Annotated in this window: 14 protein-coding genes and 1 pseudogene; 5 read left to right on the top strand and 10 right to left on the bottom strand. The window is 68.2% G+C overall.

Translation table 11 applies throughout. The annotated features are described in order from the left end of the window. From IP78_RS06385 to nhaA, 6 genes are all read right to left on the bottom strand, one after another. Positions 1-297 (bottom strand): nucleoside hydrolase (locus IP78_RS06385; RefSeq protein WP_197272393.1); only part of this gene is annotated, 297 nt, incomplete at its 3' end. After that, positions 294-959 (bottom strand): aspartate/glutamate racemase family protein, encoded by a 666-nt coding sequence (locus IP78_RS06380; RefSeq protein ID WP_054110865.1) that lies wholly within the window; start codon positions 957-959, stop codon positions 294-296. The genes IP78_RS06385 and IP78_RS06380, both read right to left, overlap by 4 nt. Continuing rightward, on the bottom strand, positions 956-1,957 hold the full coding sequence (locus IP78_RS06375; RefSeq protein ID WP_054110864.1) for a D-cysteine desulfhydrase: 1,002 nt from the start codon (positions 1,955-1,957) through the stop codon (positions 956-958). Before IP78_RS06375 ends, IP78_RS06380 begins: the two co-directional genes overlap by 4 nt. A 57-nt stretch (positions 1,958-2,014) precedes the next feature. After that, a complete protein-coding gene (locus IP78_RS06370) occupies positions 2,015-2,410 on the bottom strand; it encodes a BLUF domain-containing protein (protein WP_054110863.1) in 396 nt (131 codons plus the stop codon). A gap of 128 nt (positions 2,411-2,538) precedes the next feature. Then, positions 2,539-5,136 (bottom strand): TonB-dependent receptor, encoded by a 2,598-nt coding sequence (locus IP78_RS06365; RefSeq protein ID WP_054110867.1) that lies wholly within the window; start codon positions 5,134-5,136, stop codon positions 2,539-2,541. 235 nt (positions 5,137-5,371) lie between these two features. Further along, positions 5,372-6,583 carry a Na+/H+ antiporter NhaA gene (gene nhaA, locus IP78_RS06360; RefSeq protein WP_054110862.1) on the bottom strand — a complete coding sequence of 404 codons (1,212 nt, stop codon included), beginning with the start codon at positions 6,581-6,583 and terminating at the stop codon, positions 5,372-5,374. 214 nt (positions 6,584-6,797) lie between these two features. On the opposite strand from nhaA, the gene IP78_RS06355 reads away from it, so the two are divergent. The 3 genes from IP78_RS06355 to IP78_RS06345 all read left to right on the top strand — a co-directional run bounded on the left by IP78_RS06355 (position 6,798) and on the right by IP78_RS06345 (position 9,953). Next, the gene (locus IP78_RS06355) at positions 6,798-8,198 is read left to right on the top strand and encodes a protein adenylyltransferase SelO (RefSeq protein ID WP_054110861.1); all 1,401 of its coding nucleotides are present in this window, start codon (positions 6,798-6,800) and stop codon (positions 8,196-8,198) included. Positions 8,199-8,488: 290 nt separating this feature from the next. Continuing rightward, positions 8,489-8,944, top strand: coding sequence for a DoxX family protein (locus IP78_RS06350; RefSeq protein ID WP_054110860.1), 456 nt, complete (start codon positions 8,489-8,491; stop codon positions 8,942-8,944). 67 nt (positions 8,945-9,011) lie between these two features. Then, entirely contained in the window at positions 9,012-9,953 is a 942-nt protein-coding gene (locus IP78_RS06345) for a TraB/GumN family protein (RefSeq protein WP_054110859.1), read from the top strand. Positions 9,954-9,957: 4 nt separating this feature from the next. On the opposite strand, the gene tldD is transcribed toward IP78_RS06345, so the two are convergent. From tldD to IP78_RS06325, 4 genes are all read right to left on the bottom strand, one after another. After that, the gene (tldD, locus tag IP78_RS06340; RefSeq protein WP_054110858.1) at positions 9,958-11,388 is read right to left on the bottom strand and encodes a metalloprotease TldD; all 1,431 of its coding nucleotides are present in this window, start codon (positions 11,386-11,388) and stop codon (positions 9,958-9,960) included. A 62-nt stretch (positions 11,389-11,450) separates the two neighbouring features. Next, complete coding sequence (locus IP78_RS06335) at positions 11,451-12,230, bottom strand: GIN domain-containing protein (protein ID WP_054110857.1); 780 nt, start codon at positions 12,228-12,230, stop codon at positions 11,451-11,453. Further along, positions 12,227-12,820: a DUF1700 domain-containing protein gene (locus IP78_RS06330; RefSeq protein WP_054110856.1), complete on the bottom strand. Its 594-nt coding sequence runs from the start codon at positions 12,818-12,820 to the stop codon at positions 12,227-12,229. Before IP78_RS06330 ends, IP78_RS06335 begins: the two co-directional genes overlap by 4 nt. After that, positions 12,817-13,176: a PadR family transcriptional regulator gene (locus tag IP78_RS06325; protein WP_054110866.1), complete on the bottom strand. Its 360-nt coding sequence runs from the start codon at positions 13,174-13,176 to the stop codon at positions 12,817-12,819. Before IP78_RS06325 ends, IP78_RS06330 begins: the two co-directional genes overlap by 4 nt. A 282-nt stretch (positions 13,177-13,458) precedes the next feature. On the opposite strand from IP78_RS06325, the gene IP78_RS15250 reads away from it, so the two are divergent. Both IP78_RS15250 and IP78_RS06320 read left to right on the top strand, forming a co-directional pair. Beyond that, positions 13,459-13,953, top strand: a complete 495-nt coding sequence (locus tag IP78_RS15250) for a hypothetical protein (RefSeq protein WP_156320309.1) — start codon at positions 13,459-13,461, stop codon at positions 13,951-13,953. 140 nt (positions 13,954-14,093) lie between these two features. Continuing rightward, positions 14,094-14,573 (top strand): annotated as a pseudogene (locus IP78_RS06320) (hypothetical protein); the annotation flags it as partial.

The following is a 14,573-nucleotide window of genomic DNA, read 5'->3' as shown; positions in this document are numbered from 1 at the left end:
GGGCGCAGCGGGCTCGAACGCCTCAAGCCTGCCTAGCCCCTCGACGCCGTGGAAGTCGCCAGCCTCCGCCGGCTCGCGCCTCAGCGGCCGGTCCGCCCCGGCGAACACCGGTACGTCTTCTCGCCCCGCGATCTGTCGCAGAAGGCGGGCGTTGCGCGTCGTCTGCTCGAGCGAGACATTGCCCGCCACCGTCGTGATCCCCAGCAACTCCAGCTCCGGCGACCCGAACGCAAGCAGCAGTCCCACGGCGTCATCCACGCCGGGGTCGCAGTCGATGATCAGGCTCTGGCGTGTCATGCCTTGCAGGCTCGCACGCAGGCAGACGCCAGCACCTCCGCCGAATCCACCAGCGGCACCGACAGATCGCCCACGTTCAAAAGCAACGGGACCTCAGTGCAGCCCGCGATCACCGCATCGGCCCCCGCGGCCTTCAGCGCCTCGCCCAGCCGTCGCATCTCGGCCCGACGTTCCGGCCCCACGTCGCCCCGCTTGACCGCATAGACGCAGGCCATGAAGGCGTCCCGGTCAGCGCCCGCCAGCACGATCGGCCGCACGCCCTCCGCTTCCAGCGCGGCGCGATACAGCGCCTCCCCGCCCGGCGTGGCCAGGATGCCGATGGCGCGTGCGGCCTGGTCCTTCGCCGCCGCCACCGTCTCGGCGATCATGTCGATGAAGGGCAGACCCGCGGCCACGATCCCCGCCTTCTGGGCATGGGCCGTGTTGCACGGCATCGCCAGGACCTCGGCCCCTGCCCTCTTGAGCCGCATCGCCATGGCCGACAGTTCGGCCTCGGCCTCGCCCGGCCGGGTGTTCCGGTCCGGCACCTGGGGGTTCATGTCCATGAGGACACGGATGTGGTCCGCGTCGCCCTCGGCCGGGGTCAGGGCCTGGACCCGCGCGAGGAAGGCCACCGTCGCCGCCGGCCCCATGCCGCCGAGGACGCCCAGAACCCGGCTCATGCGAACATCGGCTCCAGTTCGCCCTGATAGCCGAAGATCCCCTGCGCCCCGCCGGTGTGCAGGAACACCACGCGCTCGCCCTTGAACCGCCCGGCCTTGGCCAGAGCGATCAGCCCCTTCATCGCCTTGGCAGAATAGACGGGGTCCAGCACCATGCCGTCGGTCCGCGCCGCCAGCATCAGGGCGTCGGCCACGCCCTGATCGATCAGTCCATAGCCCGCCCCGACATAGTCGCAGTCGGCCACTACCATATCCGGCGTCACGCACCCAGGCCGCCCCAGCAGCGCCGCCGTCTCCTCGGCCAGCTTCAGGACGTTGGCTTCCTGCTTTTCCTTCGGCGCGCGCACGCCGATGCCCAGCACCGGAATGTCCGCTCCCATGACCGCCAGTCCGGCGACCAGACCCGCATGGGTGCCCGCGCTGCCCGTCGCCGTGACGATCCGGTCGATGCTCAGGTCCAGATCGTCGGCCTGCACCACGATCTCGCGCGCGCAGTCGACATAGCCCAGCGCGCCGACGGGATTGGAACCGCCGCCCGGGATGACATAGGGCCTTCCGCCGCGCGCCCGCACCTCGGCCGCCGTCTTTTCGAGCTCGGCGGGCATGTCCGATCCGCCCGGCACGGAGCGAACGCCCGCCCCGAACAACAGGTCCAGGAGCACGTTGCCGTTCCGGGTGTAGTCGAGCGCCTTCGATCCCGTCCGCTCCTCCAGGATGACCTCGCACTTCAGGCCGTGAGCGGCGGCGGCCGCCGCTGTCTGGCGGACGTGATTGGATTGCACCGCGCCTTGCGTCACCAGGGTGTCGGCGTCCTGCTCGAAGGCCTCGCCCAACAGGAACTCCAGCTTCCTCGTCTTGTTGCCGCCGCCCGCCAGGCCCGTGCAGTCGTCGCGCTTGATCCAGAGGTCGACGCCCAGCGCCTCGGACAGGCGCGGCAGCGGTTCCAGCGGCGTCGGGAGATGCGCGAGACGAACGCGGGGAAAGCGGGCGAGGTGCATGGGCGGGCCTTTCGTTCGCCCGGTCCTAACACCCACACCGGCCGCGCGCGAGACGGCTCAGGTCACTGCGACCCGGAGCGCCTCGATCGTCTCCTTGGGGCAGGCGCCCAGCCCGTCGACGACGCGGTCCAGCAAGGGCGCGACCGACGGCGTGACCTTCGCGCTGGCCATCGACCAGGCCTCGAAGCTACGGCGCTCGACCTGGACCCGGTCCAGCACCCGGATGTCCCGATGCCGGGGATCGCGCCCCAGACGCTCCAGCAAACCGTCGATCGCCTCTTCGGGACCCTCGATGACCTGAATGAACTGCCCCCGGTGCGCCACAAGGGCCCCGGTCAGGTCGCGCTGGGCGTTGTTGCGCTGGGACTCGCCCAGGATGGTGGCCACGCCGAGAAGGCTGTCGGTCGTGGCCGTGGCAGTGCTCGCATAGAGCACGCGATGAAGTCGGCCCATGCGGCCTCCGATACGCTCACTAGGGGATGAAGGGGCAGGTGCTTCGATGCCGGTGTCAATCGGCCGGCCAAACGAAAACCGGCCGGGGTCGCCCCCGGCCGGTCCTGTCGTTCAGCCTGTCGCCAGGATCAGTAGCGGAACCGCAGCGTCGCGCCGTAGGTGCGGGGCGCGCCGAGGAAGGCGTTGTAGGTCTGGGTGTCGGCGGCCGGGTTGTAGAAGGTCCCGTTCGGCTGGACCGTCGACTGGAAAGCACCGCCTTGCAGGAAGGCGTTGTAGGCCACCTGGACAAACTCTTCGTCGGTCAGGTTCTGGGCCCAGGCTTCCAGGGTCCAGCGCTCGTCCTCGGTGCCGATAGAGATGCGCCCGTTGATGACCCCGAAGCCCTCTTGCTCCTTGAACGGCAGCAGGTCTGAGCCGGTGTTGTAGCTGGTCTGATACTTGCCCGACAGGCTGAAGCCCGCGCGCAGACCGTTGCCGATCGACCGCTCGAAGTTGATCGAGGCGACATAGGACCATTCCGGAGCGAATGACGGCGCAGCCCCCGGCAGCAGCGACAGGCCGCCGAAGTTGCCAGGAATGGCAAGATCGGTGGCCGTGAAACGACCGAACTGGGCGTCGGTGTAGGTGATGCCGCCGCCGAGCGTCAGGCCCTCGATCGGCGTGAACCACAGGAAGTCGGCGTCAACACCGCGCGTGGTCAGCTCGGGGATCGACTCCACCACGAAGGCGGTGCCGAGGAAGGTGTTGAGCTGGAAGTCGGTGAAGGTCTGGTCGAAGTAGGTCGCGTTCAGCAGCATGGTGCGGTTGAACAGGGTTGTCTTCACGCCGAGCTCGTAGCTGTCGACCTCTTCCGACGGGAAGAACAGCGACCCGACCGGCGTCACGCCGTTCTGCACGCGATCCTGGTTATAGCCGAAGCTCTTGTAGCCACGAGCATACGATGCGTAGGCCAGAACCGAGTCGTTCAGGCGATAGGCCGCCTTGATCGTGCCCGACAGGTTGTCCTCGCTCACGCTCTCGGACACCACGCGATTGTTGTAGAACGGGTTGGTCCAGGGCAGGCAGTGGCGAGCCAGGATGGCCGGAGCCGATGCGCCGAGCACGCCGGTAATGACGGCGGCGTTGCCGAGCGCCGCGGCGCAGGTCAGCTGGTTGGCACCGATGTTGTTCTGGCGTCCGTCCAGGGTCTTCTCGTCCCACGTGTAGCGCAGGCCGACCGTGATATCGAGCTGGTCGGTCAGGCTGTAGGTGTTGTTGGTGAACAGGGCGAACGAGTTCGATTCCTGCTCATAGACGTCGCGGAACGTCTGACCGGCCGTAAAGGTCGGGCCGCCACCGGAGACAGCACCGCCCGTCCCCAAGCACTGCTGCAGACCTAGCGCGGTCTGGGCCGTGCGCGTGAAGCAGGGGATGATTCCGGGGCTGACCGGGAAGGCCGGAACGGCGGCGTTCAGAGCGGCAGACAGCTGGAACGACAGCAGCGGCGCATAGTCGGCACCGAGGAAGAAGGTGTCGAAGCGGTCGACCTGCTCCTGGGTGGCGAAGATACCGACCAGCCAGTCCAGCCGGTCGGTCGCGCCGGCCAGACGGAACTCCTGCGTCACGCTTGAGATGTCGGCACCAAAGTTGCCGTCGTTCAGTCGGTAGGCGACGTCCGCGCCCGAGAAATCGGCGTCCTGGCCGTTGCGGGTTCCCCAGTCACGCCACGAGGTGACCGACGTCAGGGTCGAGCCGCCGAACGCCGTCAGGTCGAAGTTGGCTTCCAGCGAAACGCCTTTATCCTCGATCTGCTGAGGCGTGGAGCGGTTGGCGAAGGCCGTGCGGTCGAAGGGCAGGGCTCCGAAACCAGCGGCTGGCGGCGTCTGGCCGGTACCGTTCGAGAGACCATCCACAAACTGGAAGGTGGGGCCGGTCCGGATGTTGACACCCAGGCAGCACATTTCATCACGGCTGGAGTAGTCGGCGATCAGGCGGAACGAAGCGGTGTCGCTGGGCAGCCACAGCAGCTGACCGCGGACGGTGTAGTAGTCCTGGGTGCCGTCGGTGGTCTCGGTGCGGGGGCCGTCGCCCAGATCGACGTCGTAGAAGCCGTCACGAACGCCGCGCGAGGCGAACAGGCGCATGGCCAGGGTGTCGGTGATGGGGCCGGTGACCGAGCCCGAAGCGCGCATGTGGCCATAGTTGCCGACGGTCAGCTCGGCATTGTAGCCGGGCGTGAACGAGGGGGCCGCGGTGATGATGTTGATAACGCCGGCCGAGGTGTTCTTGCCGAACAGGGTGCCCTGCGGACCCTTCAGCACCTCGATGCGCTCCAGCTCACCCAGGTCGCCGAAGCCGACGCCGTTGCGTGAGCGATAAACGCCGTCGATCACGACGCCGACCGAGCTTTCCAGGCCGGGGTTGTCGCCCACGGTGCCCACGCCCCGGATACGGGCAGTCGTCGAGGCCTCCGTGGTGGTCGAGGTGACGGTCAGGCCCGGTGTCAGGATCTGCAGGTCCTTGATGTCACGAACGCCCGCGTCTTCGAGGACCTCGGCCGACAGGCTGGTGACCACGATCGGCACGTCCTGAAGGCTTTGCTCGCGCTTCTGAGCGGTGACGATGATATCGTCGACGGTGGCGGCCTCTTGCCCGTCCTGGGCCTGGGCGGCCCCGGCGAAACCAAAGGCGACGGCGGCGACCGCACCGGCAGATGCGGTGGTGCGGAGAAGATTGACAAGACGCATGGACGGCTCCCGGCTCATTGCCGGCCCTGCCCTTCCGGGACGGGTCACGGCGTTTCCTGATTCCCAGACCCGCGCCCTTCTTGCGGAGCGGCGGATTCTCGAAGGATTTGCGTAGTCCAAGCCGGGGCAGGCGACAAGGAGCCGCAGTCGTTCACGCCATGTTTCAGCCTCGCCCGCGGGCCTTGTGTGACGCAAAAGCGACAAAGGCGATTGACCTTGCGTCAATATTCGCGGCTCAGGCGACAGTATTCGCGCCCTGCTCTGCCTTTTCGGCCCGCCGCTTGCCCGACGCGATGGCAAGGACGATCGCCCCCAACGTGCCCGACAAGGCCGAACCGAGCAGAACGCCAAGCTTGACGTCAATCTGCTCGGGCGAATCGATCGGTCCAGGGAACGCCAGGGCACCGATGAACAGGCTCATGGTGAAGCCAACGCCGCAAAGCAGGCTGACGCCGTAGACCTGAAGCCAGGTCGCCTGGCTAGGTTTCGCGCCCAGACGCAGCAGGGAGGTCAGCCAGGCCGCGCCGAACACGCCGATCTGCTTGCCGAGGAACAAGCCACCAGCGATGCCAAGCACCAGCGGCGCGAACAACTGATCCATCGACAGGCCAGCAAAGGACACACCCGCCTTGGCGAAGGCGAAGATGGGCAGGATCAGATAGGCGACATAAGGGTGCAGATCATGCATCGCCTCCTTCAACGGGCTCTGGGAATCGTCCGCGCGTGGAGACACAGGCACGACGGCCGCGAAGGCGACGGCCGCGAGCGAAGTCGACAGCCCGGCCTGGACGCTGAGCCACCAGACGACAGCGAAGGCCATGACCCAGAGCGGGGCCGAGATCCGCCGGCGCGAGGCCACCGCGAGGACCGCGAGAAGTCCACCCGCCCAGGCCAGCGGCTGCCAGTCCACGCCGGAGCTGAACAGCACCGCGATGAGGGCGATGGCCCCCAGGTCATCCACGATCGCCAGGGTGAGCAGGAAGACCCGCAACGACGAGGGCAGACCTCGGCCGACAAGGGCGAAGACCGCCAAGGCGAAGGCGATATCGGTGGCCAGCGGAATCGGCCAACCCTGGGTCGGCCCCGCCAGCGGTCCCATGAGGGCCAGATAGACCCCGGCCGGGGCCAGCATGCCGCCGAGCGCCGCGATTACGGGCGTCGCCAGCTTCCTCGGATCGCTCAGTTCGCCCTTGACGATCTCGTATTTGATTTCCAGGCCGACGACGAGGAAGAAGATGGCCATCAGGCCTTCCTTGATCCAATCAGATACGGACAAGGTCAGGCTCAGCGGCCCCGCCTGGAACAGGTGCTCACTCTTCAGCCAGTAGAAGTAGTCAGCGGACAACGGCGAGTTGGCCACGATCAGGGCGGCGATGGCCGCCAGGCCGAGGAAGGCCCCGGATGCGGCTTCGGTCTTCAGGAAGTCGAGCGTCAGTTTGCGCGCCACGGCGGGCCTCCGGATCAAATGGGGGTCTACGTCGCGGCACCCGGTTATCGACGGGCGCCGGGACCGGGTTCGCCAAACGGGGAGGCTGGCGCCGGCCCGACCAAACGAGGTTCGGCCTGATCTCTGGGCGGCACAATACGCATGGCGGCGCGCGGTTCAACTGTTGAACACCGCACCGGTTGCTTATCAGGGCGCAAAGCCGCATCTGCCGGCCATGCCCATCAGCGCCGCCTTCCGCCCCGAGCCCGCCTTTTCCGCCCTGGGCCTGGAGTTTGGCGACCCCGTCCAGCCCGCCACCTTCCCCGAGCACCGCCTTCGATTTCGCAACGACCGCGCCGCTGGCGATGTCGGGCTGGCCACCCTGACGGACGCCGAATGGATCGACCATTTCGGCCGGTTTGAGCCCCTGCCCGGCCAGCCAGGCCCGATCGCCATGCGCTACCATGGCCATCAGTTCCGCTCCTACAATCCTGACCTCGGCGATGGCCGAGGATTTCTCGCCGCACAGATGCGCGACAGCTCAGGCCGTCTGCTGGATCTTGGCACCAAAGGGTCGGGCAGGACGCCGTGGTCGCGCGCGGGCGACGGTCGGCTGACGCTGAAGGGTGGGGTGCGCGAAGTTCTCGCCGCCGCCCTGCTGGAGGCGCGCGGCGTCCCGACCAGCCGCGCCTTTTCCCTGATCGAGACGGGCGAGGCGCTGGAGCGCGGCGACGAGCCCAGCCCCACGCGGTCAGCGGTTCTCGTCCGGCTTCAGCACAGCCACATCCGCTTCGGCACCTTCCAGCGCGCCGCCTTCTTCAGCCGCGCCGACCAGATCGAGACCCTGGTCGAGCATGTCCGCGCCCTCTACCACCCGACCGTCACCGCCGGGGACGCGCCCGGCCTGCTCTCGGCCATCGTCGCCGCCTCCGCCCGCCTGACCGCCCGCTGGATCGCGGCGGGCTTCGTTCACGGGGTGCTCAACACCGACAATCTGAACGTCACGGGCGAGAGCTTCGACTACGGCCCCTGGCGCTTCCTGCCCGTCTACGACCCCGGCTTCACGGCCGCCTATTTCGACCACTCCGGTCTCTATGCCTTCGCGCGCCAGCCCGAGGCGGTGTTCTGGAACCTGACCCAGCTGGCCGGCTGCCTGAAGCTGGTTGCCGACGCCGAGCCCCTGACCGAGGCCCTCAACGGCTTCGGCCCCGCCTACATCCGCGAACTGCGCGCGGCCTTTCTGGAGCGGCTGGGCGTGAAGAGTCTGGGCGAGGCCGCCGACCAACGCCTGCTCGACACGACGCTCGCCCTCCTGCGCGAAGGTGGCGAGGCGCTGGGCTGGGAGCCCCTGTTCCACGACTGGTTCGCCGCCTTTTCCTCTTCGGCCCGCGCCCTCGCCGGTCCTCGCGGCAAGCTCTACCAGGGCGAGACCTTCGACGCCTTCCGCTTCGCCCTGTTCGAGCATGAACCCGACCGGCCGGAGCGTCTGGAGCACCCCGTCTTCGCAGGCCCGCCCGAGGATCTCCTGATCGACGAGGTAGAGGCGATCTGGGCCGCGGTCGACAAGGACGACGACTGGGGGCCGTTCGAGGGGAAGCTCGCACGGATCGAAGATCTCCGACTGGCCCACGCCTGACCTGTCGATTTCACCGGACGTGGCGCGTCTCTCCATCGACGCTCAACGCAGCCGGATTACGAGATCGTATGCATACCGCCACGCTTCAGCCCCGTAGCTTCGTCAGTAGGTCGACCCCGGCCGGACGCGGCTACGAAACACGAAGTCATCGAATGATGTCATCAATTGATGTCTACAGCTGATGACATCGTGGCGAAACTCTGCCATACCCCTTGAAACGACGGTCGCCCGATCTGATCTAGCGACTGTTACAAAAAAGGCCCTCCCCGGCCGCACTCACGATCGTTGCCATGTCGACCACCCTGTCGCCCCAGCCTGCCTCTCATCGGCCGCGGCCCGCTCTCAGCCCCGCCCAGCTGCGTCTGCGCGCCAATTACCGCAACCTCGCGCTCTGGACCCTCCAGGGCTGGGCGGCGATGTTCTTCCTCGCGGCCGGCTACGCCAAGATCAGCGAGCCGATGGATAATCTGGTCGCCCTGATGACCTGGCCAGCCTACGTCAACGAAAGCCTGGTGCGCGGTCTCGGCATCGTCGAAATGGTGCTTTCGCTCGGCCTGATCGCGCCCCTGGCGTCCTGGACGCTGGGCCGCTGGCCGCTGCTGGTCTCGGCGGCGGGTCTGATCGTGCTGGAGACGGTGATGTTGGCGGTCCATGCCATTCAGTTGGACGTGGGCCTGACCCTGACCAATCTGGCGCTCCTGGCCATCACCGTGCCGGTCCTGCTGGGCCGCCGCGCCCCGCGCTGATCCCACCGCCACGCTTCGGCCACAAGTCTGGTAAAGCCTCCTTTACACATAACGAAGGAGTTCCAGCATGGCCAAGTCCATCCTCATCGCGGCCCTGGCGCTCCTGACGAGCGCCCAGGCTGCGCTGGCTCAGGACCCGGTCGAGGACCGCGTCGAAGACATCATCGTCATCGCACGGCGCAGCGACGTCCCCGTCTGGGAAGTGTCGAAGGGCGACCGGTCCCTAATCCTCGTCGGCAACATCCGCGGCGTCCCGCGCGATCTGGAATGGAGCCCCGCCGGTCTGGAGGAGGCGACGGCGCGGGCGGATCGCGTGCTTTATCCGCCGGTCGGGCGAATCTCTCCAGCCGACATCTTCCGCCTCATCTGGCGCGGCCGGACCGTGACCCAATTGCCGGAAGGCAAGACCAGCGCCGACTACCTCGAGCCCGCCGTTCAGGCGCGGCTGGAAGCCGTCATGGCTGATGAGCGGGGCGACGACTGGCGCACCCGCAGCTTCTTCCTGCTGGGCATCAACCTGATGAACGACCACGCCGGTTTCGAGCGGCGCAGCGGCCGGGACGCCGAGGACGCAGTGCGCGACGCCGCCCGCCGGGCGCGGATCGAGGGCCAGTCCATCGGCTTCGTCCGGGGCGACGAGATCGTCGACAACCTGATCACCCAGCCGCCCGAGGTCTATCGCCCCTGCATCGCCGCCGCCGTCACCGCCGCCGAGGCCGGGCCGGGCAACTTCGCCGAACGCGCGGACGACTGGCGCGCCCGCCGTGTGCCCGAGGTCATGGCCAATCCGCTCGACATCGCGCTGGGACAGTGCTGGCCGTGGGGCGACCCGGAGATCGGGCCTCAGCTTCGCGGCCAGTGGCTGACCGCCATCTCGGACGCGGTCGAACAGCCTGGCGTCACCCTGGCCGTCGCGCCGCTGCGTCTGCTGGCCGAGCCCGGCGGCGTGCTTGACGGGCTGGAGGCCGACGGCTTCGACATCGTCGGGCCGGAGTGGCGGGCGGAGTGATCCGCTAGACCGCCGTCCCCCCCACCGTCAGCCCGCCCATCTTCAGCGACGGCTGGCCGATGCCGACCGGCACGCCCTGCCCCGCCTTGCCGCAGACACCGACGCCCGGATCGAACTCGAAGTCGTTTCCGACCATCTCGATCTTGGTGAGCGCCGTCGCCCCGTCACCGATCAGGGTGGCGCCACGCACCGGGGCGGTGACCTTGCCGTCCTCGATCAGATAGGCCTCGGTGCACTGGAAGACGAACTTGCCGTTGGCGATGTCGACCTGGCCGCCGCCAAAGTTGGCCGCATAGAGCCCACGCTTCGTCGAGGCGATCATGTCGGCGCGAGACGCGTCGCCGTTCTCCATAAAGGTGTTGGTCATGCGCGGCATGGGCATGTGGGCGAACGACTGGCGCCGTCCATTGCCCGTGGCCGCCTGACCCATCAGCCGGGCCGATTGCCGGTCGTGCATCAGCCCGACCATGATGCCGTCCTCGATCAGGACGGTGCGCGAGGTGGGCGTACCTTCGTCGTCCACGGTCAGCGACCCGCGCCGCCCCGCGATGGAGCCGTCGTCGACGACGGTGACGCCGGGCGCGGCCACCCGTTTGCCCACCATGCCAGTGAAGACCGACGAGCCCTTCCGGTGGAAGTCGCCCTCGAAGCCATGTCCGATCGCCTCGTGCAGCAGGACGCCGGGCCAGCCGGCGGCCAGCACCACGTCCATCTCTCCGGCTGGGCAGTCGACGGCGTCGAGGTTGACCACCGCCTGGCGGATGGCCTCATCGACCTGGGCCTGCCAGCGGGCGGGCTGGATCCAGGTCTCGAAACCGGCGCGCCCTCCGGCACCGGTGGTGGCGCTCTCGCGGCGGCCGTCCCTTTCGACGGTGACGGAGATATTGAGGCGAACCAGCGGCCGCACATCACGCACGGTCAGGGCGTCGGCGCGCAGGATCTCGACCGCGCGGCGCTCTCCGACCAGGGTCGCCGAGACCTGGACCACGCGCGGGTCGCGGGCGCGGGCGAAGGCGTCGATCTCCTGCAGCAGGGCGATCTTGTCGGAGAACGTCGGCGATGCCAGCGGGTCGACAGGCTCGTAAAGCCGCTGGTTGGTGGCGCGGGGACCTTCAGCGGTGACGCCGGCATGGCCGGACTTGGCCAGGGCGGCGGCGTCGGCGGCGCGACGCAGGGCGGCGGCGCTGATCTCATTGGCGTGGGCATAGCCGGCCGTTTCTCCGGCGACGACGCGCAGGCCGAAGCCCTCGGTGGCGTCATAGGCGGCGGACTTCAGGCGACCATCGTCGAATACGAGCGATTCCAGTTCCGACCGCTCGAGGAACAACTCTCCGTCGTCGGCACCGGAGAGGGCGGTCTGGAGAATGGAGAGGGCTTCGTCGGGATCGACGCCGGAGGTTGCGAGCAGCGGCGGCGGGGGGATGTGGACGGTCATGGCGAAAAAGATAGGGAGGGGAAGCGCGGTTGTCTTCACCCTCCCTTCGATATGCGCTGGGCTTATCCCCGCACGTCGATGTCGCCCGAGCCGTTGACGTTCTGGTTCAGGGTCGTCGGACGCTGCAGCAGCTCCACGTCACCCGAGCCGGAGATGGTGATGTCGGCGCGGCCTGTGGGACGCAGGATGGTTTCACCGGAGCCGGCGATGGCGACGTTGGCGTCGGTCAGGGTCATCCGCGAAAGGTCGACCTCGCCCGAGCCGGAGATGTCGAGCTCCAGCGTTTGGGCCCGGCCGTCGGCCTCGACCTCGCCCGAGCCGGAGACATCGATGGACAGGGCATCCTGGTCGTAGTCGCGGATCTTCAGGTCCGAGGAACCTTCGAGGTCGAACGTGGTGACCGACGGCGCGGTGACGGTGATGCGGATACGCTCGGAGTCCGACCAACCGTTCAGCCCGTGACCGTTCCAGCGCAGGGTGACACGCTCCGGCCCGTCCTCCATCCACAGGCGCGAGCCCTGGACGCGAATGCGGTCGATGACGCTTTGGGGGCCGACGATCTCGACCGTATTGGCGTCGCCCTGGACGTAGGTCACGTCAGCCGACAGGCCGAGCTCCAGGCGTTCGCCGCCTTCGAAGGCGACCGAGCGGGTGACGTCGGGGCCGAGGTCTTCGGCCTTGCCGGCACGCTGGATGCGGCCGTTGCCCCATTCGTCCTCGATGAAGGTCCAGGACCAGCCGTTGGCGGCCAGGTCGCGGCTGCCGAGCGCGGCGGCCCCGCCGATGGTGGCGATGGACAGGACCAGGGCGGCCCCGGCGATGATGAAGAGGGTGCGGATCATGCGACGGCTCCCGAGGTCGTGTTGCTGTTGGAGGGTTCGAGCGCCGGCTTCAGCAGCCGGTAGTGCAGGCGGGCGAACCAGACGAGGCCGTTGACCAGCCAGACGCTGACGATGGCCAGCAGCGCGCCGATCGTGGTCGCCGCCGCCATGAGGCCCAGACCGAACAGGATGGCCGCGAGCGGGCCGCCCGGAGGCGCCGCGAAGGGTCCGGCCACCATGACCGCGCCGCCCGAGAAGAACAGGGCGATGGCGGCGATGAAGAAGCCGAACAGGGTGCCGATCACGCCCATGAGGATGGGGAGCAGGATCAGGATGTCGATAGCCCCCAGACCCAGCACGGCGAAGACGGCGGCGGCGGCGGCTGAGGGGTTCTTTTCCTGATGCCAGCGCTGGGCCCCGGCCTCGGCGCGCAGTTCGCGGGCCAGGCGGTCGGGGTCGCCGAGCGCAGCCGCCACCTCGGCTTCGGAACGGCCGGCGGCGATGCCATCGTCGAAGTGGGTTTCGTAGTCCGCTGCGATCTCGGCGGCGGTCGTCGTCGGCAGACCGACGAGGCCGGCGCGCAGCCGACGAAGGAATTCCTGGCGGGTCATGCGGGCTCCCCCTGAGCTTGAGTCTGAGCCTCGGCGGTCGGCGTCACGATGGCGTCGACGGCGCGGGCGAAGTGAGTCCATTCGGCGGACTGGGCGGCGAGCGCCTGGCGGCCGGCCTCACTGAGGCGGTAGTATTTGCGCGACGGGCCGGAGCTGGATTCGACCAGATAGGTCTCGACCAGGCCGTCGGTCTGCATGCGCCGCATCAGCGGGTAGATGGTGCCCTCGCCCATATCGATGGCGTCGGACAGCCGGCTGGCGATCTCGTAGGCGTAGCTGTCGCCGCGGGCAAGCAGCGCGAGAACGCACAGCGTCAGCACCCCCTTCTTCAGCTGGATTTCTATGGTTTCGGGCATGCCGATCACCTCCTTGACGATCCAACACCTATCGCAAGGTATCTGTCGTCGCAAGGTAGCTGGCGAAACATGACAGAGATTTAAGGCGTGGGGCAAAGCCTTCGCCATGACGCGGCCGCCTCGAGCGTCAGGGCAACGGCGAAAGCCGATCTCCCGACCGCAGCCGGTGGTTCGCCTACAGCATGCCAAACGAACCAAGGCACCGGCCGCGGACTGCTGCTTGCCGACGCAAGCGAAATCCGACGAACCGTGTTAACCTTTGACAAGACGGAGGAGACGGCGATGCGGGAATTTCTGTTCGTGGCGGGACTATTGGCCTCAGCCGTCGCCGCACCTTCGGCGGCTCAAACCTGGGGTCAGCCCTATGGTCAAGCTCCGGTCGTCACATGGGGACAGAGCCACGGCCGTTGGGGCGGCGGCCTGACAGAACTGGACGGACGCGCCTATGCCGTGACGGGGCTTGCAGCGACGGGGCACTTTGACGGCTCGGCACGGGCCTATAGCGACCATCCATATAGAGGCGACGGCTATGGCGACCCTCGAGCGTATCGCCCGCCAGTTAGCCACGCACACGGGTACGGCCATCATGGCCACGACCGGGGCGGACGCTACGGCTACAGCACGGGCAACCGCTGGACGCGGTGGTCCAGCCCGCCGGGGCGCGGCTATCACGACGCCTATGGCTACAACGACGACCGGCCTCCGCGCGGGGCGGATCATCGGCGCCATGACCGCGACTGCAACTGCGGCGTGGGCCCCTATCTCTACGACCGCTGAGGCGGCTTGACGCGCAGCTTCACGCCACCGGCGCGAAGTTTAACCACGTCTGGAACGCCGCTCTCGCGCCGCGCGAGCATGCGGAACCCAAGGGCCGCGAGAGGCTCTAGGAGGGCTTGATCCGCCTGGAGTGTCCCGCCGTGTCCCGACTGATTTCGACCCTCATCGCCTCGCTCGCCGGCCTGTTGATCCTGGCCGGCTCCCCCGCGCTCGCCGGAGAGCGACCCGGTGGCGGCGGAGGGCATCCGGGTGGCGGGTGCCGGGGTGGCTGCGGAGGCGGCGGACACCGGGGCGGCAACATCAACGTCCATGTGAACGCGACCGCCACAGCGACCGCCAGCGCCTACGCTTCGGCGGGCGCCGGAGCGGCGATCAACGCCCGCGGCTACGACCTGGGGCAGGTGCGCGGCGGCTATGGCGGGCACGGCGGCATGGTGGCGGTCGGGTCGGGCGGCATCGACCTGGGAGGCTACGGTTATGGCGGCGGGTATGGCTATGTCTACGTCAGCGGACCGGGATACGGGCCGAGCCGCCCGTTCGGCTATACGGTCCACGGCTTCGGCCGGCGCTATGTGACGACGGACCGCTGCGGCGGCTGCCGCCCGCCGCGTCCCCGCCCC

It is taken from the genome of Brevundimonas sp. AAP58, assembly GCF_001295975.1.
Taxonomy (GTDB): domain Bacteria; phylum Pseudomonadota; class Alphaproteobacteria; order Caulobacterales; family Caulobacteraceae; genus Brevundimonas.
The sequence above is the reverse complement of the archived record's forward strand: the minus strand, read 5'-3'. Positions and strand labels throughout refer to the sequence as shown.